The 20,883-nt window shown below is 55.3% G+C and carries 17 protein-coding genes and 1 pseudogene; 5 read left to right on the forward strand and 13 right to left on the reverse strand.

Annotated features, from left to right (window positions below):
* Window positions 1-21: 21 nt before the first annotated feature.
* The 13 genes and pseudogenes from tssH to HKK53_RS32390 form a co-directional block, all read right to left on the reverse strand.
* On the reverse strand, window positions 22-2,625 hold the full coding sequence (gene tssH, locus HKK53_RS32335) for a type VI secretion system ATPase TssH (RefSeq protein WP_169374124.1): 2,604 nt from the start codon (window positions 2,623-2,625) through the stop codon (window positions 22-24).
* A complete protein-coding gene (tssG, locus tag HKK53_RS32340; protein ID WP_149658795.1) occupies window positions 2,622-3,692 on the reverse strand; it encodes a type VI secretion system baseplate subunit TssG in 1,071 nt (356 codons plus the stop codon). Before tssG ends, tssH begins: the two co-directional genes overlap by 4 nt.
* Complete coding sequence (gene tssF / locus HKK53_RS32345) at window positions 3,656-5,488, reverse strand: type VI secretion system baseplate subunit TssF (RefSeq protein ID WP_169374125.1); 1,833 nt, start codon at window positions 5,486-5,488, stop codon at window positions 3,656-3,658. The genes tssG and tssF overlap by 37 nt, the downstream gene beginning before the upstream one ends.
* Window positions 5,488-5,970, reverse strand: coding sequence for a type VI secretion system baseplate subunit TssE (gene tssE / locus HKK53_RS32350; protein ID WP_149658793.1), 483 nt, complete (start codon window positions 5,968-5,970; stop codon window positions 5,488-5,490). Before tssE ends, tssF begins: the two co-directional genes overlap by 1 nt.
* 25 nt (window positions 5,971-5,995) lie before the next feature.
* Complete coding sequence (tssC, locus tag HKK53_RS32355) at window positions 5,996-7,498, reverse strand: type VI secretion system contractile sheath large subunit (RefSeq protein ID WP_059404744.1); 1,503 nt, start codon at window positions 7,496-7,498, stop codon at window positions 5,996-5,998.
* A gap of 10 nt (window positions 7,499-7,508) precedes the next feature.
* Entirely contained in the window at window positions 7,509-8,042 is a 534-nt protein-coding gene (tssB, locus tag HKK53_RS32360; protein WP_149658792.1) for a type VI secretion system contractile sheath small subunit, read from the reverse strand.
* 68 nt (window positions 8,043-8,110) lie between these two features.
* On the reverse strand, window positions 8,111-8,860 hold the full coding sequence (locus HKK53_RS32365) for a hypothetical protein (protein WP_169374126.1): 750 nt from the start codon (window positions 8,858-8,860) through the stop codon (window positions 8,111-8,113).
* A gap of 623 nt (window positions 8,861-9,483) precedes the next feature.
* Window positions 9,484-9,762, reverse strand: a complete 279-nt coding sequence (locus HKK53_RS32370; RefSeq protein WP_169374127.1) for a DUF6966 domain-containing protein — start codon at window positions 9,760-9,762, stop codon at window positions 9,484-9,486.
* 113 nt (window positions 9,763-9,875) lie between these two features.
* Entirely contained in the window at window positions 9,876-10,271 is a 396-nt protein-coding gene (locus tag HKK53_RS32375; RefSeq protein ID WP_237150635.1) for an immunity protein Tsi6 family protein, read from the reverse strand.
* 102 nt (window positions 10,272-10,373) lie between these two features.
* Complete coding sequence (locus HKK53_RS32380) at window positions 10,374-10,766, reverse strand: hypothetical protein (protein ID WP_169374128.1); 393 nt, start codon at window positions 10,764-10,766, stop codon at window positions 10,374-10,376.
* 90 nt (window positions 10,767-10,856) lie between these two features.
* Window positions 10,857-11,410: pseudogene (locus tag HKK53_RS32755) on the reverse strand (hypothetical protein).
* Window positions 11,411-11,453: 43 nt separating this feature from the next.
* Window positions 11,454-12,011: a hypothetical protein gene (locus HKK53_RS32385; protein ID WP_169374129.1), complete on the reverse strand. Its 558-nt coding sequence runs from the start codon at window positions 12,009-12,011 to the stop codon at window positions 11,454-11,456.
* A 7-nt stretch (window positions 12,012-12,018) separates the two neighbouring features.
* Window positions 12,019-13,029 carry a hypothetical protein gene (locus tag HKK53_RS32390; protein ID WP_169374130.1) on the reverse strand — a complete coding sequence of 337 codons (1,011 nt, stop codon included), beginning with the start codon at window positions 13,027-13,029 and terminating at the stop codon, window positions 12,019-12,021.
* 185 nt (window positions 13,030-13,214) lie between these two features.
* On the opposite strand from HKK53_RS32390, the gene HKK53_RS32395 reads away from it, so the two are divergent.
* Genes HKK53_RS32395 through HKK53_RS32415 form a run of 5 tightly spaced genes read left to right on the forward strand, consistent with a single transcriptional unit; the run spans window position 13,215 to window position 20,703 of the window.
* A complete protein-coding gene (locus HKK53_RS32395) occupies window positions 13,215-15,065 on the forward strand; it encodes a type VI secretion system Vgr family protein (protein ID WP_169374131.1) in 1,851 nt (616 codons plus the stop codon).
* An 11-nt stretch (window positions 15,066-15,076) separates the two neighbouring features.
* Window positions 15,077-15,661 carry a hypothetical protein gene (locus tag HKK53_RS32400; protein ID WP_169374132.1) on the forward strand — a complete coding sequence of 195 codons (585 nt, stop codon included), beginning with the start codon at window positions 15,077-15,079 and terminating at the stop codon, window positions 15,659-15,661.
* A 37-nt stretch (window positions 15,662-15,698) separates the two neighbouring features.
* Window positions 15,699-16,160 (forward strand): DcrB-related protein, encoded by a 462-nt coding sequence (locus tag HKK53_RS32405; RefSeq protein WP_169374133.1) that lies wholly within the window; start codon window positions 15,699-15,701, stop codon window positions 16,158-16,160.
* 3 nt (window positions 16,161-16,163) lie between these two features.
* Window positions 16,164-20,381 (forward strand): RHS repeat-associated core domain-containing protein, encoded by a 4,218-nt coding sequence (locus HKK53_RS32410; protein ID WP_169374134.1) that lies wholly within the window; start codon window positions 16,164-16,166, stop codon window positions 20,379-20,381.
* Window positions 20,382-20,388: 7 nt separating this feature from the next.
* Window positions 20,389-20,703 carry a DUF7716 domain-containing protein gene (locus tag HKK53_RS32415; protein WP_169374135.1) on the forward strand — a complete coding sequence of 105 codons (315 nt, stop codon included), beginning with the start codon at window positions 20,389-20,391 and terminating at the stop codon, window positions 20,701-20,703.
* Window positions 20,704-20,883 lie beyond the last annotated feature (180 nt).

Consider the following 20,883-nt stretch of genomic DNA (forward strand, 5'->3'; position numbering starts at 1 on the left):
TGGCTACCTTTAAATACTCATTCAGCACAGGCTGTAGGCGAAATCGCCGTCGCTGCCCAACGCGATGTTCAAACTCTGGATCGGCTTGTCCTGCGCCATCCGCTCCAGGACCCGTTGCGCCAGTTCCGGCATCAGGGTTTTCGACAGGATGTTGTCGATGTTGCGGGCGCCGCTGTCGACTTCGGTGCAGCGCGAGGCAATGGCTTTGACCAGTGCTTCGTCGTAGCTCAGGACGGCTTGATGGTTGCGCTCGAAACGCTTGCGGATACGTTCGAGTTTGAGCGCGACGATGCGCTCCAGAATGGCGTCCTTGACCGGGTAGTACGGGACGATGGTCAGGCGGCCGAGGAACGCCGGTTTGAACACCTGGTTCAACTCCTCGCGCAGGCCTTCGACGATGTCTTCCGGCGTCGGTTGCTGCTCGGCATTCAGGCACCACTGCATGATGCGATCGGTGCCGGTGTTGGAGGTGAGGATGATCACGGTGTTGCGGAAGTTGATCTCCCGGCCTTCACCGTCATCCAGCACACCTTTATCGAACACCTGGAAAAACAGTTCGAGCACGTCCGGGTGGGCTTTTTCCACTTCATCCAGCAGCACCACGCTGTAAGGCTTGCGCCGCACGGCTTCGGTCAGCACGCCGCCTTCGCCATAACCGACGTAACCCGGTGGCGAACCCTTAAGGCTCGATACTGTGTGGGCTTCCTGGTACTCGGACATGTTGATGGTGATCAGGTTACGTTCGCCGCCGTACAGGGTGTCGGCCAGGGCCAGCGCGGTTTCGGTCTTGCCGACACCGCTCGGGCCGAGCAACAGGAACACCCCGATCGGCTTGTTAGGGTCTTCCATGCGTGCGCGGGATACCTTGATGCGCTTGCCGATTTCCTGCAGGGCGTGATCTTGTCCCAGTACCCGTTCGCCCAGCAGCGCGGGCAGGCGCTGGACGGTGTCGATTTCATCACGGAGCATTTTGCCCAACGGGATGCCGGTCCAACCGGAGATCACTTCGCCAATGGTCCCGCCGTCGACCAACGCATGCACCAGCGGTTGTTCACCCTGGACGCTGGTCAGTTCGGCGCGTACCGCTGCAATCTCGCGGGCATCGGGTGTCTGGTTGTCCGGATGGCTGAGCGCGCCGAGTTTTTCGACCAGTTCCAGTTCGCGTTGCCACTGTTGCTCCAATGCATCGCGGGTTTGCTGTTGCGCCAGTAAATCGGTGTCGAGAATTGCCAGACGCCGGGCATGGTCGCTGCCTTTGGCGGCTTCTTGCTGCAGCACCGAGATTTCCGCCTGAAGGTTGTCGATGGTTCTTTTGCAGTCTTCCAGCGGCCCCGGCTGCGACGATTGGCCGAGGGCGACCCGCGCGCAGGCAGTGTCCAATACGCTGACGGCCTTGTCCGGCAACTGGCGCCCGGTGATGTAGCGATTGGACAAACGCACGGCTTGCACCAGCGCTTCGTCCATTACCGTAACCTTGTGGTGATCCTGCATTTTGGCCAGCAGGCCGCGAAGCATGTGGATCGCTTTGTCTTCGTCCGGCTCTTCGACCTTCACCACCTGGAAGCGACGTGCCAGGGCGGCATCTTTCTCGAAGTACTTCTTGTACTCGGCCCACGTGGTCGCCGCGATGGTGCGCAATTCGCCTCGGGCCAAGGCTGGCTTGAGCAGGTTGGCTGCGTCGTTTTGCCCGGCCTGGCCACCGGAGCCGATCAGGGTGTGGGCTTCGTCGATGAACAGGATGATCGGGTGCAGGCTGCGCTTGGTTTCTTCGATGACCGACTTGAGGCGGCTTTCGAACTCGCCTTTCACCCCGGCACCGGCCTGGAGCAAGCCCAGGTCCAGGGTGTGGATGGCCACGTCTTTAAGCACCGACGGCACATCTCCCTGGATGATGCGCAGCGCCAGGCCTTCAACCACGGCGGTTTTACCGACGCCGGCTTCACCGGTCAGGATCGGGTTGTTCTGGCGCCGACGGGTGAGGATGTCGACCATCTGCCGAACCTCGAACTCACGTCCCAGCACGGGATCAATCCGGCCTTCGCGCGCACTTTGCGTCAGGTTGATGGTGTATTGATCGAGAGCCGGGGTCTTGCCGTTGCCTTTAACCGTACTGCGCGCAGCGACGTCCGCCCCCGCCAACGGCTTGGCTTGCTGCGATTCGGCGCTGCCTTCGACCAGCGCGCCGAGGTTGACCCGCAGGTCGTCGGCATTGATTTTTTCCAGCTCGGGGGCGGACGCGATCACTACCCGGCGCAGCTCGTTGTCATCCAGCAATGCTTGCAACAGATAACCGGTGCGAATCTGCCCTTGCCCGAACTCGATAGAGGCCAGCACCCAGGCTTGCTCGATCATTCGCGTGATGTGCGGCGACAGTGCAGGCGTGCGAGTGTTGCCTTTTTTGAAGGTCCCCAGCGCGCTCACCAACTGAGCCTGCAGGCGATCCGGCACCACATCGTAGTGACGCAGAATGGCCGGCAGGTCGTTGTCGTTGCTGTCGAGCAACTGCAATAACAGGTGCTCGATCTCGACGTCGTAATGCTGTTCCGACAGGCACAAGGCCGCGGCACTTTCGGTGGCGGTGCGGCTGGTGTCGTTCAGTTTGGCAAACAGGGACTTCAGGTTCACAGGGAGACCCCATCAAAAGGAATGTGGAAGAGGGCACAACGGGAAGGTTCCACGTCGACACCAGGACGTTTGAGCCAGCCTTGCCAGCCCAGTGCAACGTTGCCCTGGCGACCGAGGCGGGCCACGGGGACTGCTTCGGGTTTGAGCCGGGGCGACAACTGGAAGTCCAGTTCGGCGCCGACGTAGAACCGCACCAGCTCCACCAGTTTCTGGTAGTCGACGGTGCCTGGCTGGAAGCGCTGATAGTCGACCAGGTCCAACGGACCCAACTCGATGCGCACGCACGATTGGTAATCCCAGACCCGGTTACCGGCGACTGCGCTTTGCCCGAGCGCGGCGTTTTTGCGGCCCAATTGCGTGCATTGGCTGGCGTCGAGTTTCAGCCAGCGTCCGGCAAATGGCTTGACCTTGAATGGCAGCGAAAAATAGAAGGACAGCATCACTTCAAGGTTCAGCGAGTTGCGCGGCTTCTGGGCGAACAGGCCGGAGAAATAGCTGAACAATTCGCGCCGCAGCGGTGAGCCTTGCTTGTCGAATTTCTGTTTCTGCGCCTCAGGCCCGAAACCCACCAGATTGAGCAGGTAGCGATCGAAATCCGAGGTGCCGTTGCGTTCGTATTCGATGTAGAACTTGTATTTCTGCCAGGCCTCGTAGAACAGCGTGGTCATGCGATGCGAGAACATATCGAGGAACGCATGGGCCGCATCATCGCGGTGCTGGATATGCCGCTCGATCAACAATTCGGTGTAGGGGCGCGGCAACACGCCGGACGGCCCGACCAGCCCCATGAACGTGACTTGCACTTCAGACAGGGGCAAACCTGCCGCGGACACCTTGCCTTCACGCTCAAACTGCAAGTCGCTGACTTCACTCGCAGGGAAGTTCAGCGACAGCTGCGAGCGAAAACGCAACGGGTCTTCGTGCGGTCGAGTGTCCAGGTCCATGCGCCCGGTTCTGCTGTAATGCAGACGGAGCAAACGCACCAATTGGAAAAACTCGAATCGGTGCGGCTCAGCCCGTGCCTGATCGATCAGACCAGGGGTTGATCGCCGGTTCGCGGTGGCCATTGGACGACTCTCTTTTCGCGCTGCAAGGTGCGAAGGGTTAATTGGGTAAAACTGTTCATGGTGCAGTACTGGCCAAAGAAGTGGTCGAGCACCATGCCGAACAAAAACACACCGCTGCCGGTGTATTGGCTTTCATCGAAATTGAGGGTGATGCCGACGCCTCGGACAAAATTCGGACGCGGATGGCCGATGCGTGCCACCACCGGCTCGCTGCTGACCGAGACAATGCCGTTGATCTGTTTGCGCAGCGCTGACACGTTGCGGTAGTTGTAGAGCGACAGCAGCTCCAGCAGCACTTCGCGCCCCTGGGACACCAGCGACATGTGGTTGAGCGAGAGGTGCGAAATCAGCCGCCAGATCACCCCGTTACCCAGCGGCACGCGCGCGGTTGCGGTGGGTTTGCGCAAGCAGCGGATGTCCTGGATCACCGAGTTGCCGGGGATGTTGAAGTCTCCGCGCTCACCGCCGAACGGCAGCATCAACGGCAGGTCACGATTGCTGCAGGTCAGGCGCAGGCTCAAGGTGTCGTTGCTGGAGGTGATCAACTCCAGTTCGCGATCCACCACCCGGATAAACACGTCCGAGCCATCACGCTGGCGCGCCTGCACCGGCCGACGTCGTGCGATCCAGAAGCTCTGGCCGGGACCTTGATCGCCACGCGGTTCGAAGAATGGATGACAGGTGCTGACCTGATCGACACCGCCGACTTTGCGCACCCGGCGCACACGATCGATCGACACGACTTCCGCCGAGCCTTGCAGGCGCACATCCGGCGTCACGGCATACTCGTGCTGGGCGTGGGTCAACTTGATCGGCTCTGCCTGTTGGCGGAACAGATTGATGATCGGCGTGCAGTTGAGCTTGAAGTTATTGCGCCCGATGTTCTGCGTCAGGCGTGCCAGGCGATCGCTCAGGTCGTAGTCCGAAAAGTAGAAGTTGATCTCGATTTTCTCGAGGTTCTGGCCCGCTAACAGCCGCGCAAAACCCGACAGATCGAAGAACATGAACTTGTCCGGAAAGGTGAAGTACTCGTGCAGCAAGCGATAACCCAGGAACGAGCGCTCCGAATAATCCACCAGGCCTTCATCGCGACCATAACCGACGGCTTTCAGCGCGTTCGCTGGCAGCGAGATCTCGCGGGTTCGCCCCTCATCCTCGAACGACAACGTAGCCTTGGCCAGGTTGTTGAACAGCAGCTCATAGAGCTGCAGCATCAGGGTGCTTTCGCCGTCGAGGAAAAAACGCAGACTGTCCAGTTCCATCTTGCCGAACAACACATCAGAGGTTGCCGTCAGGCCGATGCGCAGGCGCGCGACCAAGTCAGCGCGATGACCGTTGAACGCTGAGCGTTCCATTTCAATGAACGACGCTTGATGCACTGCCACCGGCCACAGTTCAACCGGGTAGCAAGTGCGGAATTTGCACACCACGCCATCAATCGGGTTGGCGCTGAGTTCGGTGTGGCGGGCGACGCGGAAGGCTTCGGTGACCTTTTCCTGCTTGCCCATGTTGAACTCGACGATCGACATCGACGGGGTAGGGCGCAGGTAATGCGGGTACAACACTTCGAGAAACGACTCGACGATTTCCGGCAGCTCATCGTCGAGTTTTTTGTGCACGCGGGCCGACAGGAACGAGAACGCTTCGATCAAGCGCTCGGTATGCGGGTCTTCGCAGTTATCGCCCTCGATGAGCAACCGCGAAGCAATCTTCGGGTACTGGCTCGCGAACTCCTGCCCTAAAAAGCGCAGGTGCGACAGTTCCTTTTCGTAATAGGGCAGCAGATCGTCGAGCATCAGTTGAGGTTCTGCACTTTGTATTCCTGGGTGTTGACCTGCAGCACCGCGTCGAAGGAAACCTGACGGGTGATGTCCTGCAGGCGCAGTACTGCGTCCACGCGGAAGGTCAGCATGCGTTGGCCGGTTTGTTGGGCGAGCAGTTGGACTTTTACGCTGCGAAACCGTCGATCGCCGACGGTGATCGCTTTCTCCAGTTGTCGTTGAATCAACAGGCGGTCTTGTGGATCAAGCACGCTGCGACTGGTGAAATCCGGCATGCCGTAGTCGAGGATGGTTCCGCCCAGATTGACGAAACCCTCCAGCTCGTTGGCGACCAGGGACTGGCGCGTGTTGACCAGCACCTCCAGGTCGCGAACGATGCTGGCCTTGTAATCGGCCAGCGAACACAAGCGTTGCGATGAAGCTTCCATGGATTGATGCGGATGATCGTCCAGCAATCGATCCAGCAACGATGGCAACAGCTTGTGTTGACTACTCATATAGCCTCCCTGGCAATGGTGTGGATCAGCCGCGAGTCGATTGCGGCAATTCGGCGACCAGGCGCAACGAAGCGGTCAGCTCGTCCAGTTGGTAATGTGGACGCAGGTACGTCACGGCCTTGTACACACCTGGTTTGCCGGGAACCTCGAACACTTCAGCCCGCGCTTCGCGCAACGGGAATTTGGCCTTGGCTTCCTGGCTGGCGGTGTCATCCAGCAGCACATAGCTCGACAGCCACTTGTTGAGGAACATCTCGACGTCCTTGCGGGACGCGAAGCTGCCGATCTTGTCGCGCATGATCGCCTTCATGTAATGCGCGATGCGCGACGTGGCGAAGATGTATTGCAGCTGCGCGGAAAGCCGGGCGTTGGCGTTGGCGATGTCGGTGTTGTAGTGCTTCTGTTTCTGCGCCGACTGAGTGCCGAAGAACGCGGCATAGTCGGTGCCTTTGCAGTGCACCAGCGGAATGAAGCCAAGGTCCGACAGTTCTTTTTCACGACGGTCGGTGATGGCGATTTCGGTCGGGCACTTGAGGGCAATTTCGCCGTCATCGGTTTTGAACGTGTGCGTCGGCAGGCCTTCCACCAGACCTCCACCCTCGACACCGCGAATCGCCACGCACCAGCCGTATCGCGAGAACGCGTCGGTGACCCGAGTGCCCAGCGCGTAGGCGGCGTTCATCCACAGGTACTTGTTGTGGTCGCGGCCATCGACGCTTTCCACGAAGTTGAATTCTTCAACTGGCGTGGTATCCGGGCCATAAGGCAGGCGACCCAGCACGTGGGGCAACGTCAGACCGACATAACGCGAGTCTTCGGAGGCGCGGAACGACTTCCACTTGGCGTATTCGACGGTATCGAAAATCTTCGCCAGGTCCCGTGGGCCGGACATGTCGGTAAACGAATCCCAGCCGAACAGCTCTGGCGAAGCCGCCGAGATAAACGGTGCATGGGCCGCGGCGGCGACATGGGAAATCTCTTCGAGCAGGTACATGTCTTCGGGGCTGCGATTGAACTCGTAATCACCCAGCAACATGCCGAACGGTGCACCACCGAAGGTGCCGTATTCTTCTTCGTAGATCTTTTTGAACAGCGCGCTCTGGTCGAATTCGGAGGCGGACTTGAGGTCGCGCACCAGGTCTTTCTTCGACGCATTGAGCAGGTGAATCTTCAGCGTGGTGCTGGTTTCGGTCTGGTCCACCTGATACTTCAGGCCACGCCACGACGCTTCCAGTTGCTGGAATTCGCGAGCATGCATGATTTCGTTCATCTGCTCGGAGAGCATCGCGTCGATTTCGGCGATGCGCGCATCGAGCACGGCAATCAGGTCCTTGCTCGGCGTCATTTCGCCTTCGAGCACCTGGCTGACCAGTTCGCCGATCAAATCACGTGTGCGGGTGCGCTCAGTCTCGGAGCGCGCCACACGGCTTTGCGAAATGATGCTGTCGAGCAGCGAGGATTGCGGGGCGAAGTTTTCCACTTCAACCAGATCGCCGTCCTGTTGAGTCACGGTTTGCTTATCGTTCATCTTCAGGCTCCTACTCTTTGCCATCGGTGGCTGGAACAGCGGCTTCACGGCCGAATTCCTTGCCCAGCGTTTTCAACTTTTCAGTGTTCTGCAACACGTCCATGAGCAGCTCTTCGAGCTTGTCGTTACCGCCCATCTTGTTGCGCAGATCAGCCAGCTTGTTGCGCACTTCCAGCAGCTTGCGCAGCGGCTCGACCTGCTTCACCACGTTCTGCGGCTCGAAGTCTTCGAGGGCGTTGAAGTTGAGCTCGACGCCCAACTGCGTGCCGTTCCTGACCAGCGTGTTGTCGACCCGATAACTCAGGCGCGGCTTGATGCCCTTGAGCACGCCGTTGAAGTTGTCGCGGTCGATGAAAATGAACTTGCGCTCTTTGAGCTTCGGCAGCGGCTCCAGCGGGTTGCCGGAGAAATCGCCCAGCACACCGACGACAAAGGGCAGCTCTTTCTTTTCCTGAGCGTCACCGATATCCACGTCATAGGTGATATGGACCCGAGGCGCGCGAACGCGGTCGAGTTTGTGCTGGGTACTTTCCTTCTTCGCCATCGTGATCTCCTGTGCGAACCAATTCGCTGCAAGTCGTTTGCGTTCCGGCCAGCGGGTGGCCGGGCGCGTTACATTCCTTCGATCGTCAGCAGAAGGCGCTGACGGATTTCATCGTTCATTTCAATAATGTTTTCGTGCCCCACCAACTCTTCGAAGCTGGTATTGCCGGCGATCTGCGTGCTGCTGCGGATAACCGATTCGTCCGGCAATTGGGAGCGCACCGGTGAGCCGATGACGCAGAAGGGCAGGTCACCAAAGTCTTTGAGGCGTTCGAAACTGAGGGGAAAGCGCAGGCCGCCAAACAAACGGCCCAGGCCAGGTGACTGTCTCAGGCAGTAGAACAACACCAGGTAGTGCACGACGAAGCGGTACAACTCGGCGCTGCTGCGATTGGGGTCTTTGATGACGGTGCGAAAGCGCGCCAGGTCGAACGAGTTGAAGCCCACGACCCAGCGCACAGGGCTGGTGATGCGGATGGTCTGGCCGCTTTGCGAGAGCACCTTGTCGTACTCCAGCGGAAACAGTTCCGGCGTCGTGCCGATCAGGTTGAGAGGCACTTCCAGTTCATTGACCAACTGAAAGGGCGTTGCCGACCCGATGCGGTCGTAGAGTTCCTTGAACTCCTTGAAGTGGTGCTGGGTCTCGCGGCCGCTGCTGCGCTGCGCACCTTGCAGGTATTCACCGAAAAACGTCTGCGGACGGATCAGCAATGCGAGGGTCGACAGATAATCCGAAGCCTGCGCCTTGAGCGCATCGGAAATGACCCGGGTCTGGCTTCGCAATTTGATCAGTGCTTCAACGTCAAACGTCTGAGTCATCGGTGTATCTTCCTTGAACTCTTTACGACCGCTTCCCGATTATTCAGGGAAAACGTGAAGAGCTACGAATTTCTCAATTGAGCACCTGTTCACAAAGTGCGATGGCCGATGTTTCTACATCGGAAATACACATTGGCAGGAATTTGTAGGAACACGGTGCTGGCATATGGATGTCGAGTGGCCAGCAACGTCGTATATGGCAACATCTCGAATGGAAAAGTTCACACAGAAAAGGATTTTTTCTCGTTTTTGATACATGCCGCAATGATGTCCGCTTGCCATTAGTTGACGGATCTGTCTGGCAGAAGGCTCTGAAACCTAGCAAGTTCAATGGTTTGAGAAGGATTGTGGATCCAATTTCCAAGTAAAATTAATTTGAAAAAGGGTGAACCGGTTCACCAAATGCCGGTTTATTTAGCGCCGGTAAAAATGGGAATGGGGGGAAGTGAGATTTATTTCGCGTGGAAGTGATGGCAACGCAGAGTATTTGGAATAAGGAAAGGTTTATCTCACCGTTCTGTTTGTAGGACGGCATTGCGGGGGGGGGCGTATGGAGCTCGATTGTCACGTACTGAACCCGGGGACGGCGCGGTATTTTTTGCAGCAGCGGTTTGAATAGTCGATTAATGGCTACCCACCAAAGCGTCATAGAGTTCTGCTAGCAGCGCGTGCAGTTCGTTGTTCTCGTTCAACAAGGGTTTTGCCTGCTCATACAGAACGATGTCGTTGATCGAGCCTGATCCGCCGTACAGCGATACGATTTGAGACAACGCGTACGTAGTGTCGTGGGGCAGGGCAATTCTGCATGCGTCGAGTTTGACCGCCCATTCAGGGCAACCGAACTTGCGCAGTAAGTCGGTCGTTTGGACGATGATCGAGGAGATTTTACTGATGTTTTTCATATTGACGGTCCTCTGTCATTGAGCGAGCGGCGTTCTATTTTTCAAAAGCAGCAACGCTGACGGTGCCATTGTGCAAGTTGATCGAGTAGCTAAGGCCATGTCCGAGGAAGGCTTTATGGCGGCAGCCCATTAGGCAGCTGAATCTTTAAGCCCTGTGCAATCTGATGGCCAATGTAGAAGGCATTTCCCAGGGCGCTGGCAAGTTCAGGGTCATTGGCTTCAAACTCTTTGCCGGCCCAGGCACCGATAGTCAACTGGTGTAGCCTCGCTTTATCTTTTTCAATGCCAAGCAACACGTTTTTGATGAATTGCAATTGAATCAACGAGCTTGAGTAGATCTGGAGTTCCGGGCGCCCGTTGTATCTCAGGGCGGTTATTGCTATCGCATTGTCGATGTAATCCAGGGCCGTTATTGGTGTTTTCAGGAGGTTGTCCCTTCCGGCTCCAGCGGTTTGATAGCTACGCGACGCCACGTAATCATCAAACATTTGAACCTGCTCGCTGGTCAAGTCATCGTCCCGATAGTAATCAACGTGTTTTCTATCGCTAAGGAATTGTTCTGAATGTGGCCCATGAGTCAGTAGCGAAACAATGGTTACACATTGCATGAGTCAATAGATTTCAAACAAGGATTCAGTGCCTCGACAATAACCGAGATTTTCCCCTTGCTTGCGCAAGTCATCAGCCAGTTGGCTGGCTGTATTGCGGTTTATCGTCGTCTCTGATGTCGAACCGGCCGATTCATTCGCTATGACGAATACCCGATAGCGCTGCAATAGGAGGGCATCAACAAGTGTCAGGTCCGGACAGGCGGGGGGCATCAGCGGGACAAATACCTCTGCTTCACGATTGATCGGTAGCCAGGACAAGTTCCTCTCCGCGCGGGAAGGTGCCTTGTCCACTGCTGTCAAGGGCGCTGCATCAACAACCTGCTCGGTGGAGGCGGGTGGAAGACCAGTCTTTCGCTTGAAAAGAGCTTTCAAATGACGCAGTAGTTTTGACATGGGATAGCCGGTAAAGAGGGAGTTTTTTTTGAAGGTGCGCCTTTAACAGTGCAAAAATACAGTCAGTTTGGTCAATATGGCTTATGCCTCTCACCTTCCGTCCACCTGTATGCAAACCTCCTGGTTGCCGATCATTTTACAAGGCCAATTGTCGTTGATATAGCGAGTGGGTTTGAAGCACGCATTCTCGTCGTTCACCCAAAATAGCTGCCAAGCCGATCCGGATATAAGCAGCTTCGGGCATGGGGTGTAGTCTCTGAGCAGCAATGTAAGCGTAGTCAGAATCATGATGGTGGGCACAATATAAATTATTGTTTTGATGGAGAGGTAGATCATCAACGTTTGGAAACGATGTAAAAAGGACTTGTTTGGCGGGTCAAATTTTTTCCGGTCCATGCAGCAATAGAGGCTCCTATGACACCGATCAAAATGGCGGGTGGTGCCATAATAAGGCAGAACGCTAAATATGGAGTCTCTACAACGGGTGCGTTTCGATAGATGCGCCCGTATAGTGGGAATACATGTTCCCATAGCCAATACATTGAAAAGGCTCCCGTCAGGATCATAAAAAATATAAAGACCACTGCGCTGAGCTTGAAAGCAAAAGGAGATATTGAGTATGATTTGCGTGTGTTGTTGCTCATAAGTACCAAAAATTAGTATCTCTAATTTGGATGGTTTGTACTCTCACCTTCCGTCAACCTGTATGCACACTTCCTGGTTGCCGATCATTTTGCAAGGCCAATTGTCGTTGATATAGCGAGTAGGTTTGAAGCACGCGTTTTTATCGTTCACCCAAAATAGCTGCCAAGCCGATCCAGATATCAAGAGCTTAGGGCAAGGGGTGTAGTCTCTGTAGAGCAGGATTAACGTCGTTAAGATTGCAACAGCGGGGACAACGTAAATCAAAATTTTAATGGATAGGCGGATCATTAATTCTTGGAAGCGATTTAAAAAAGTTTTTGGGGGGGGATCAAATTTTTTTCCAGACCAAGCAGCAGCGCAGGCAGCTATGAAAGTTAACACAGTTATAGGCGGTGCCATAAGAAGGCAGAACGCTAAATAGGGGGTTTCTACAATTGGTGCGTTTCGATAAATGCGCCCATACAAGGGCAGTATGTACTCCAAAATCGAATAGACCGTAAAAATTCCTAAGGCTATAGCGGATAAAATCACCACAAGCGCGATCAGCCTGAATTTCAATAATGAAATGGTGTGTCCGTACTCGCCTGCTTTATTGTTCATGGGATGCCTAAAACTTGGGAAATTTAAAGTTTGTAAAATTTGGCAATTCTGGCGCACTTGGCCAGCTACGGAATGGGATGTCGCCGGGTTGAATTTTTTTGATGATCCAAGATTTGGTTTCGTCGTAGGCCTCATCAATCAGATTCTGTATTATGCTAACGGCGACTTTCTCTGAGTAGGCCTGCAAATCTTTGGCACTGATTCTAGTTGCTTGCTCGCTTAAATATTTTATGTTTTCTACTGCGTATCGCATTCCGGCCTTTACGCTATTTTTAATATTGTATTTGTTGTCGATTATGTTCAGTGCAAAGCCGACTGCGAACACAATGACAGCTCCAAATATTACCGGAATTGCTGCAGTGGTAACAATTGTGCCTATTGCTAACGCAATTGCATATCCAATTGCAGACGCGATACCAGCTTTGATTAATTCAACGCCGACACCTGCGAATAGGTCTGCAAGCACCGCTTCGTCATTAAATATCCACTCCAGAACTTCAATGCCAACCGCTACATAGCAAGAGAGTTTAAAGCCTGTTATCGAGGAACCGCGAATTCCGTATTTTCCTATCCCAACGTCAACTAGCTGAGCATTTCGAATCCCGTAGCGAGTTCCCTTCAAACGCTGTCGCAGCCCCGGATGGCCGGTCAGAATGACATATTGCTTTCCGTTTTTAATCGAAATTCGAATTTTGGTTCCGAATCCGCCAATATCATTGAGTAAGCGGCTGATGTTATACGCATCATAGGCGCCTAAGGCCGAAGGCACTCCCCAATTGGTGTTGACGAAGGAATGTACGGTGGAGTTGTAAATAGATTGAGTATTACCCCGAAGACCATCCAGCATGCCCGGTTGCGTTCTGGCGCAAACTTGCGACGGCTGCGTTCCGATACCAGAGGAGGTATTTCGCTCAGCAATCAGCGCGTTTGCGTCATCCATGCTCAAGACGACCATTTCGCGTTGATTGCTGTCCATAGCACGGTCTAGCTGGTCGAGTTGAGTATCACTCAAGCTCATGGCGAACTCCCTGTATGCGTGTCTGCTCGCCTTGCGTGGCAAGGCCCGTGCAGCAGGGTGCACTGAGTGCAAAATAAAATCAAACAGGCTAAGTGCCATCAGTTTCCGAAAATCGTAACCTTGACAAAGAACTTTCAAGAGGTTTCCATCGCGGGCTTCAGGCTAAATTTTGCAGGATGCAACGAATGATATCGGACCTTATCGGACAGATTACAGCCCAGAACAATCGGCTCATCACATTCGACTCCCCGTTGCCACCCGAGCAGGAACTGATCCTGGAAAGCTTTGGCGGTGAAGAGGGGCTTTCGATTCTGTTTGAATACGAATTACAGCTCTTGTCTAGCGACGCAACAATAGAGCTTAAGAAGTTGATCGGCAAGAAAGTTTCCATGGAAATCACCTTGGCCGATGGTGGAACCAGAATAATTAGCGGACATTGTTCGCATTTCAATCATGTCGGCGCTAATGGCGGGGTTGCCAACTACGTGGCCAAAGTTGTTCCTTGGCTGTGGATATTGAGCAGGCGTCGTGACTCACGTGTTTTTCAAGACAAAACTGTCGAGGAAATCATCAAGGAAGTTTTCACCTATTACCTCAGTCTGGCGAGTTATGAGTTCAGGCTGAGTCGCGCATTGAAGCCGGTTAGCTACTGTACTCAGTATCAGGAGTCAGACCTGAATTTTGTACTTAGACTTTTGCAAGAGGAAGGTTTGTTTTTCAATTTTGAGCACAGTAAAGATGGCCATCGATTGGTCATCTTTGACGATAGTCTCAACTTTGGCCCTTTACCGGATCAGCCGTCGATACGCTTCCACACGGCTTCTGTCACTGAAGAATTCGATTCTATTACTGAATGGTCGTCTCAGCGTACGTTCCACTCCACACGACTCTCATTGAAATCCTTTGATTACAAACAGCCCAGATTCTCTAATCAGGTGCAACTCGAAACCATTGCCAAGCAAGGCGATGTAGGGCAGTACGAGATTTTCGAGTACGAAGGGTTGTACGGTTATTCGGATCCACAGCACGGTGAGCAAATTGCGCGCAATCGTCTGGAGGCAATGGAAGTCCAAGGCAAAACCTTTCAGGGTAAAAGTAACTGTCGTGCGATGCAGCCCGGATACTACTTTGAATTGACCCAGCATTACGATCATGACACTGGACCCGTGGATGATCGGCGGTTTTTACTGTTGAGCGTCAAGCACTTTGGCCGTAATAACTATTCTGGTGGTGGAGAAGCCTTTTACCAAAACCAGTTTATTTGTATCCGCCGCAAGATCCCATTCAAGCCGCCTATGAGCACTCCGCGAGCTTTGATCAGTGGCCCGCAAACCGCCATAGTTGTGGGGCCGCCCGGAGAAGAGATCTACACCGACGAACTCGGTCGCGTAAAAGTCCAATTTCACTGGGACCGCTACGGCGAATTCAACGACAAGAGTTCGTGCTGGGTCCGCGTGGCCCAATCCGGAGCTAGCGGCGGCTTCGGCAGCATTCTGATTCCGCGGGTCGGCGATGAAGTCGTCGTGGTCTTTCTGGACGGCAACCCTGATCGTCCGTTGATCATGGGCAGCCTCTATAACAGTCAGAACACGCCGCCGTGGTCGCTGCCGGCGAACAAGACGCAGAGCGGATTTTTGACGCGGTCGATGAAGGGCGATGGCGGTACGGCGAACTTTTTCCGCTTTGAAGACAAGGCGGGGGCCGAGCAGGTCATCGTGCATGCCGAGCGCAACATGGACACCGAGATCGAGGTCGACGAGATCCACAGCGTCGGCAGCAATCGCACGATCACGGTCGGCGGCACGCACACCGAAACGATCAAGAAAGACACGGTGATGAATGTCCAGGAAGGCTCGTTGACGATTCAGGTCGACAACCAGTTCATTCAGGTCAATGCCAAGCGGCACATCATTCTTCAGGTGGGCAGTAGCAGTATCAAACTGACACCCGACGGAATCGAAATAAAGGGTGATGCCATCGATATTCTTGGCAAGAAGACCTATGTCCACGGTGATCGTGTCGATATCAACAAGTGAGAAACCAGACCATGGTCAGGACGAGTATTTACGACCGTATTTCCGAAAAGCGACTCGCGGCCGAGGCGCTCGCGCGCCTGCAGCTGCAGGAAGCAGTCGACGCTCCGCCCGCTGTCATCGAGCCAGAGCCGGTAGAGGTTGTCTCACTTCAGCTTGCCCGGAATGAATTGACAGTTGCAGGACTGAATCTGGTAATGCCGCAGGGGCTCAACTTCCGCGACATTAACACCACGCTGGAAAAGCATGGCCATCCCGTCACGTTCAGCGTGAAGCGCCGTCCTGCGCCTGAGGGGCTGACGCTGCAACGCTCGGTTGAGTTGTATGTGGAGAACCTGCGCAAAAACCATTCCGACGTCACTATCGTGCGCCAGAGCAATCGCCTGTTAGCGGGTAGCCCGGCGATTGCATTGGATTATGTATTTACTGCCGGGCAAGAACGTCGTCACGGCAGAGCGACCAGTGCGGTTATCAATTCGGTCGATGGAAACGAACGCCAGTGGTTCAGCATCTCGACGATGATCAATCCCGCTCACGCAGAGCTTGCCGATTGGCTGATCGATTTCGACGCCATGCTCGACGCTATTGCTGGCAACTGAACATTTCCCTTTTACGTATTTACGGAACACACCTCCGATGGACTATCAGCTTCAGGAAGGATCTATTGTACTGCCGGAAGGTTTTCAGGACCGCACGGTCAATATGTTTGTGCTTGGCAACAGCATTCCGGCTCCGCTGAACATCACGATCTCGCGCGACAACATGCTGCCGGCCGAGGATCTGAAAACGTACATCGAGCGTCAGGTGAAACTCATTGCCGCCAAACTGCGCGGTTACACCTTGCTCAGCAAGAAGGCTGCCACGTTATCCAGCGAGCATCCGCGCTCTGGCATCCAGGTGGATGCTTATTACATGAACGACGGTAGTCCGGTGTATCAACGTCAGGCGGCTTTCGAGATAGAGCAGGGTCGCATTCTCGTGTTTTCAACGACGAGCCAGGCTGATTTCAGCGCCACTCAAAATGAGAACTGGCTGCAACTGCTGACAAGCTTCCAACCACGCCAGGACACCGCGCCCACTGACATCGAACAGGAGTAACCCATGTTCGAAGCAGCGCGTTGGGGCGACGAAATTGAACACACCAGTGCTCTTGGCGGATTTCTCGCGGGCGCAGTGATTGGGCTTGCGATTGCGACCGCTGCCGCTTTCATGATTTGTACCGCGGGGCTCGGCGGCATTCTGTTGGGTGTTGCCATAGGTCTGGGTGCCAGCTTCCTCCCGATGATTGGCGAGAGCATGGGGTCTGCACGAAGTTCGCCTGCCGGAGGGATAAAGCTGGAAGGTTGCTCTACGGACGTGTTCATCAACAGCCGTAATGCGGCCCATGCGACTTTGAGTCAAGGCACGTGTGATAAACACCCGGCGCCGGTGATAGTTGCCGAAGGTTCTTCCAACGTATTCATCAACAACGTGGCGGCTTCGCGCAAGGGCGACAAACTGACTTGTGGGTCGAAGATATCGAGTGGCTCGAATAACGTGTTCATTGGTGGCGGGACAGAGCGCTATCTCGACGTAGACGAAGAGATACCGGGCTGGCTTCGCGTCACTGTCGATGTGCTGATGATCGTCGCGTCGATGGGCCGTGCGATAGGTCCGATTTTGAAGCTTGGGCTGGCACAGGGACTAAAAGCAGCCGGTCCTTGCGCATTGAAGTTTGGGGCAACCGTTGCAGGCAGCTATCTGGCCGGTCGATTTGTAATCGGGCCAGCGGTCGAGCGCGCAATCGGCGGTTTAAGCGGAAACCCAGTGGATCTTACAACCGGGCGCAAACTGTTGCTCGAATCGGGAGAAACCGACTTTGCGCTCCCGGGGCTCATGCCCATTGAATGGTCACGTTTCTATGCCAGCGACCTGACCGTCGACAGCGTGCTCGGTAGGGGTTGGGTCTTGCCTTGGGAACAAAGCCTGCGCAGAAGTGGCAGCTTCGTCTACCTCACCGATAACCAGGGGCGCAGTGTGCCCTTTGTTGATGTCGAGCCAGGCGATCGCATCTACAACCCCTATGAACAACTGCATCTGGTTCGCACCGAGGGCGGTCACTACCTGCTGCAAACCCTCGACAACATCTTCTTCTACTTCGGCGAAGTACCGGACGACAACGTCCCCGTACCGCTGCAACGCATCGAAAACGCCCTCGGCCATTTCCTGCATTTCACCCGCACGGTCGACGGCACGCTGACCGACATCAGCGCCACCGGCGGCGTACGTGTTCACCTGCACTACGACAACCCGTTGGGTCGCCTGACCGATGTCAAACGCATCGTCGATAACCTGGCCGTCGAAACCCTGGTGCAATATCGCTACGACGACAATGGCCAGCTCATCGAGGTGATCAATCGCAATAACGATTCGGTCCGCCGCTTCAGCTACGCCGACGGCGTCATGGCCAGCCACAGCAATGCCCTGGGTCTGAGCTGCCATTACCGCTGGCAAACCATTGATGACCAACCCCGTGTGGTGGAGCACTGGACCAGCGACGGCGAACACTATCACTTGCGCTACGACTTCAAGCAGCGCACTTCCTGGGCCACTGACGCGCTGGGACGTGAGCTGGAAATTCACTACAACGAAGATCGTCGCGTCATCGCCAGTCGTGATGTCGGCGGTGAACGCTACGGCATCGACCTTGATGAGGCTGGCAACATGACCGGCCTGACGCTGCCCGACGGCAATCAGCTGGCGTTCAAGTACGATGACTTTTCCCGTTTGATCGAAGAAACCGACCCGCTGGGCCGCAAGATCAAATACAAGTACCACCTCAGCACCACGCTGGTCACCGAGACCACCTTCCTCGACGGCAGCACCTGGAAAGCCCGCTACGACGCCAAGGGCAACCTCATCGCTGAAGTCGACGCGCTGGGCAACAAAACCGAATACCTCAACAGCGACGACGGTCTGCCGCACACCATCATCGACGCCACGCACAAGTCAAAATACCTGTGGTGGAACACCCTGGCCCAGGTCGAACGTTTCCAGGATTGCTCGGGTAAAAACACCCACTACCGTTTCGACGAACGCCATCACCTGATCGCCGTCACCGATGCCCTGAACCAGACTACCACCCTGGAACGCAAACCCGACGGCGAAGTGCTGCGCATCCAGCACCCGGACGGCAGCGCCGAGTCGTTTACCTACAACGCCCTCGGCCAGGTGCTGACGCACACCGACGGCAAAGGCCAGACCACGCGCCTGCTGCGCACCGCTCGCGGCCTGCCGAGCAGCCGCCAGGACGCCAAAGGCCAGCGCATCCGCTACGAATACGACCAGGCCATCCGCCTGACCGCGCTGGTCAACGAGAACAACGCGGCTTACCAGTTTGCCTACGACGCGTCCGATCGCCTGATCGAAGAAAAACGCATCGACAACTTGACCCGCCGGTTCAGCTACAACCTGGGCGGGCACCTGACGCGGGTTGACGAAATCGGCTACGGCGAGCGCGCCGAGCGCCCACAGCGCACCTCGGAATTTGAGCGCGACCCCATCGGCCGACTGTTGGCCAAGCTCAACGCCGATGCCCGTCATGCTTACACCTACGACGACGCAGACCGCTTGCTCACCATCGAGCGCCTGCCCACCGCCCACGGCAAAAAACTCGGCGTCAGTGAAGAGACACTCGATTTCTCCTACGACCTGCTGGGACGCCTGATCAAAGAGACCACGCCGCAAGGCGCTCTGTCCTACGACTACGATCCGCTGAGCAACCTGACCACACTGACCCTGCCCACCGGCCAGCACCTGAACCACCTGTATTACGGCAGCGGCCACCTGCACCAACTCAACCTCGACGGCCAACTGATCAGCGACATGGAACGCGACGACCTGCACCGCGAAGTCCTGCGCACCCAGGGCCAGCTCACCAGTTGCTTCGGCTACGACGCCATGGGCCGCAAGGCCTGGCAGTTCGCCTCGCGCCTGCCGGCGGAAAAACTCTCGCAACTGCACAACCCCGGCATCCAGCCCGACCTGCTGGTGGAGCACGCCTACAACCCGATCCACCGCCGTCATCAATACGACCCCGCCGGCGAACTCACCCGCACCCTCGACAAATTGCGCGGCGAGATCAAGTACGAGTACGAAGCCAACGGCCAACTGCACAGCCGTGACACGGGCAGGCTGGTGGACAGTGAAGAGTTCCGCTACGACGCGGCGGCGAACCGGCTGAACTTCAACACCAGTCAGTTCGATCACGTCAAAGACAACCGGCTCAAGCAGTGGCGGGATCAGGAGTACACCTACGATGCGTGGGGCAACCTGATTGAAAAGCGTAGCGGCATGAACGGGCTGCAGACGTTCAGTTACGACGGTGAGAATCGGCTGGTTAAGGCCGAGACGTTGGTGGGCGGCAAGCTGGAAAGTACCGGGGCCTATCGTTACGACAGCCTGGGACGACGGGTGGCCAAGGTGTCAGCGGTCAACGGCGTCACCGAACAGAAGAATTTTCTGTGGCAAGGCTTGCGCCTGTTGCGCGAGGAAACGCCGGGGCAGAGCAGCCTGTACATTTACGAGCCGGGTAGTTATGCGCCGTTGGCGCGGGTGGATCAGGAAGAGGGTGGGGAGCAGACGCTTTATTACTTCCATACCGACCAGATTGGTACGCCGCTTGAGATGACTGACCGGGAAGGGCAGATTGTTTGGCAGGCAACGTATAAGGCGTGGGGCTCCATCGAAACGCTGACGGTGAACAAGGTTGAGCAAAACCTGAGGTTTCAGGGGCAGTATTTCGATGATGAGACGGGACTACACTACAACACGTTTCGGTATTACGATCCGGAGGTGGGGCGGTTTGTTACGCAGGATCCGATTGGGCTGGATGGTGGATTCAACCTTTATCGATACGTTACGAGTCCTACTGGTTGGATCGATCCTCTCGGATGGACTGGAATAGATGGAAGCGGCAGGCCGCTATCGAGCAGTCAGTATAGTGTGTGGACCAGTGTGGAAATGCCATCAGAAATTCATGCGTCTGACCGGCCGGTACACTTCCGGTATGCAAACGAAGAGTTATACAATCGGACGTTAAAATATCCAGAGCTGAAATCCTCTCTTCCACCTGAAGTGGTGACGCATATTCAGCCTGGGCCTAGAGGAGGATTTAAGCAAACCAGTCCGCCAAATCATTCTTGGCACCATAATGCTCAGACTCCTAAGGATATCGAGTTGATACCTAGGGCTCAGCATCAGGCGGCCGGACCGGTACAGCAAAGCCTCCATCCTAATCAGCAGGGTGGCTTCAAAAAATTGCAAAACTCTGCGTGTTGAGGTGAGTATGAAAACCTATAGTATTAGAGAAGTTTTAGAGAATATCGGGCAGATGCCGGAGACATGGTTTTATTTGCCAGCTACGACATGGACGTTGGATACGAAAGGAGCATTTTCTTTAGATAGTTGGGATTTTCCGCCCGATTCAACGGATTACCTTCCTCCACAGGTAGCTAGCGAGGGATGGAAGGCATCACTTGATAAAGCATCAATTGAAGATGTGATTTCAAATCTTGATCAGCAGTTGCCTAGCCCAACAATTGACGAGTATTTTGAAGCGTTTAAGTTTTACTTTGAAAATGATGCGTTCATTGTTTTATAAATCTTTCAGTTTTTAGAAGCAAGAGCAATGCGCTTGCTCGATAGTGGCAGCGCAGCTCTTTGAAGCTCATTAAGACACATCTTGATTTGATTGGGCGGCGTGAGTTGGGCGTCCAGCTAGGGCTAAAGACGACAACAACCCTGTCCCGCTACAACGCATCGAGAATGCCCTCGGTCACTT

It is taken from the genome of Pseudomonas sp. ADAK7 (genome assembly GCF_012935675.1).
Classification (GTDB): domain Bacteria; phylum Pseudomonadota; class Gammaproteobacteria; order Pseudomonadales; family Pseudomonadaceae; genus Aquipseudomonas.

Bases quoted from the DNA above. Each gene is read 5' to 3' on its own strand.
- tssG (WP_149658795.1), bottom strand. From the start codon at position 3,692: ATGGCCACCGCGAACCGGCGATCAACCCCTGGTCTGATCGATCAGGCA.
- tssF (WP_169374125.1), bottom strand. From the start codon at position 5,488: ATGCTCGACGATCTGCTGCCCTATTACGAAAAGGAACTGTCGCACCTG.
- tssE (WP_149658793.1), bottom strand. From the start codon at position 5,970: ATGAGTAGTCAACACAAGCTGTTGCCATCGTTGCTGGATCGATTGCTG.
- tssC (WP_059404744.1), bottom strand. From the start codon at position 7,498: ATGAACGATAAGCAAACCGTGACTCAACAGGACGGCGATCTGGTTGAA.
- tssB (WP_149658792.1), bottom strand. From the start codon at position 8,042: ATGGCGAAGAAGGAAAGTACCCAGCACAAACTCGACCGCGTTCGCGCG.
- HKK53_RS32365 (WP_169374126.1), bottom strand. From the start codon at position 8,860: ATGACTCAGACGTTTGACGTTGAAGCACTGATCAAATTGCGAAGCCAG.
- HKK53_RS32370 (WP_169374127.1), bottom strand. From the start codon at position 9,762: ATGAAAAACATCAGTAAAATCTCCTCGATCATCGTCCAAACGACCGAC.
- HKK53_RS32380 (WP_169374128.1), bottom strand. From the start codon at position 10,766: ATGTCAAAACTACTGCGTCATTTGAAAGCTCTTTTCAAGCGAAAGACT.
- HKK53_RS32385 (WP_169374129.1), bottom strand. From the start codon at position 12,011: ATGAACAATAAAGCAGGCGAGTACGGACACACCATTTCATTATTGAAA.
- HKK53_RS32390 (WP_169374130.1), bottom strand. From the start codon at position 13,029: ATGAGCTTGAGTGATACTCAACTCGACCAGCTAGACCGTGCTATGGAC.
- HKK53_RS32395 (WP_169374131.1), top strand. From the start codon at position 13,215: ATGATATCGGACCTTATCGGACAGATTACAGCCCAGAACAATCGGCTC.
- HKK53_RS32400 (WP_169374132.1), top strand. From the start codon at position 15,077: ATGGTCAGGACGAGTATTTACGACCGTATTTCCGAAAAGCGACTCGCG.
- HKK53_RS32405 (WP_169374133.1), top strand. From the start codon at position 15,699: ATGGACTATCAGCTTCAGGAAGGATCTATTGTACTGCCGGAAGGTTTT.
- HKK53_RS32410 (WP_169374134.1), top strand. From the start codon at position 16,164: ATGTTCGAAGCAGCGCGTTGGGGCGACGAAATTGAACACACCAGTGCT.
- HKK53_RS32415 (WP_169374135.1), top strand. From the start codon at position 20,389: ATGAAAACCTATAGTATTAGAGAAGTTTTAGAGAATATCGGGCAGATG.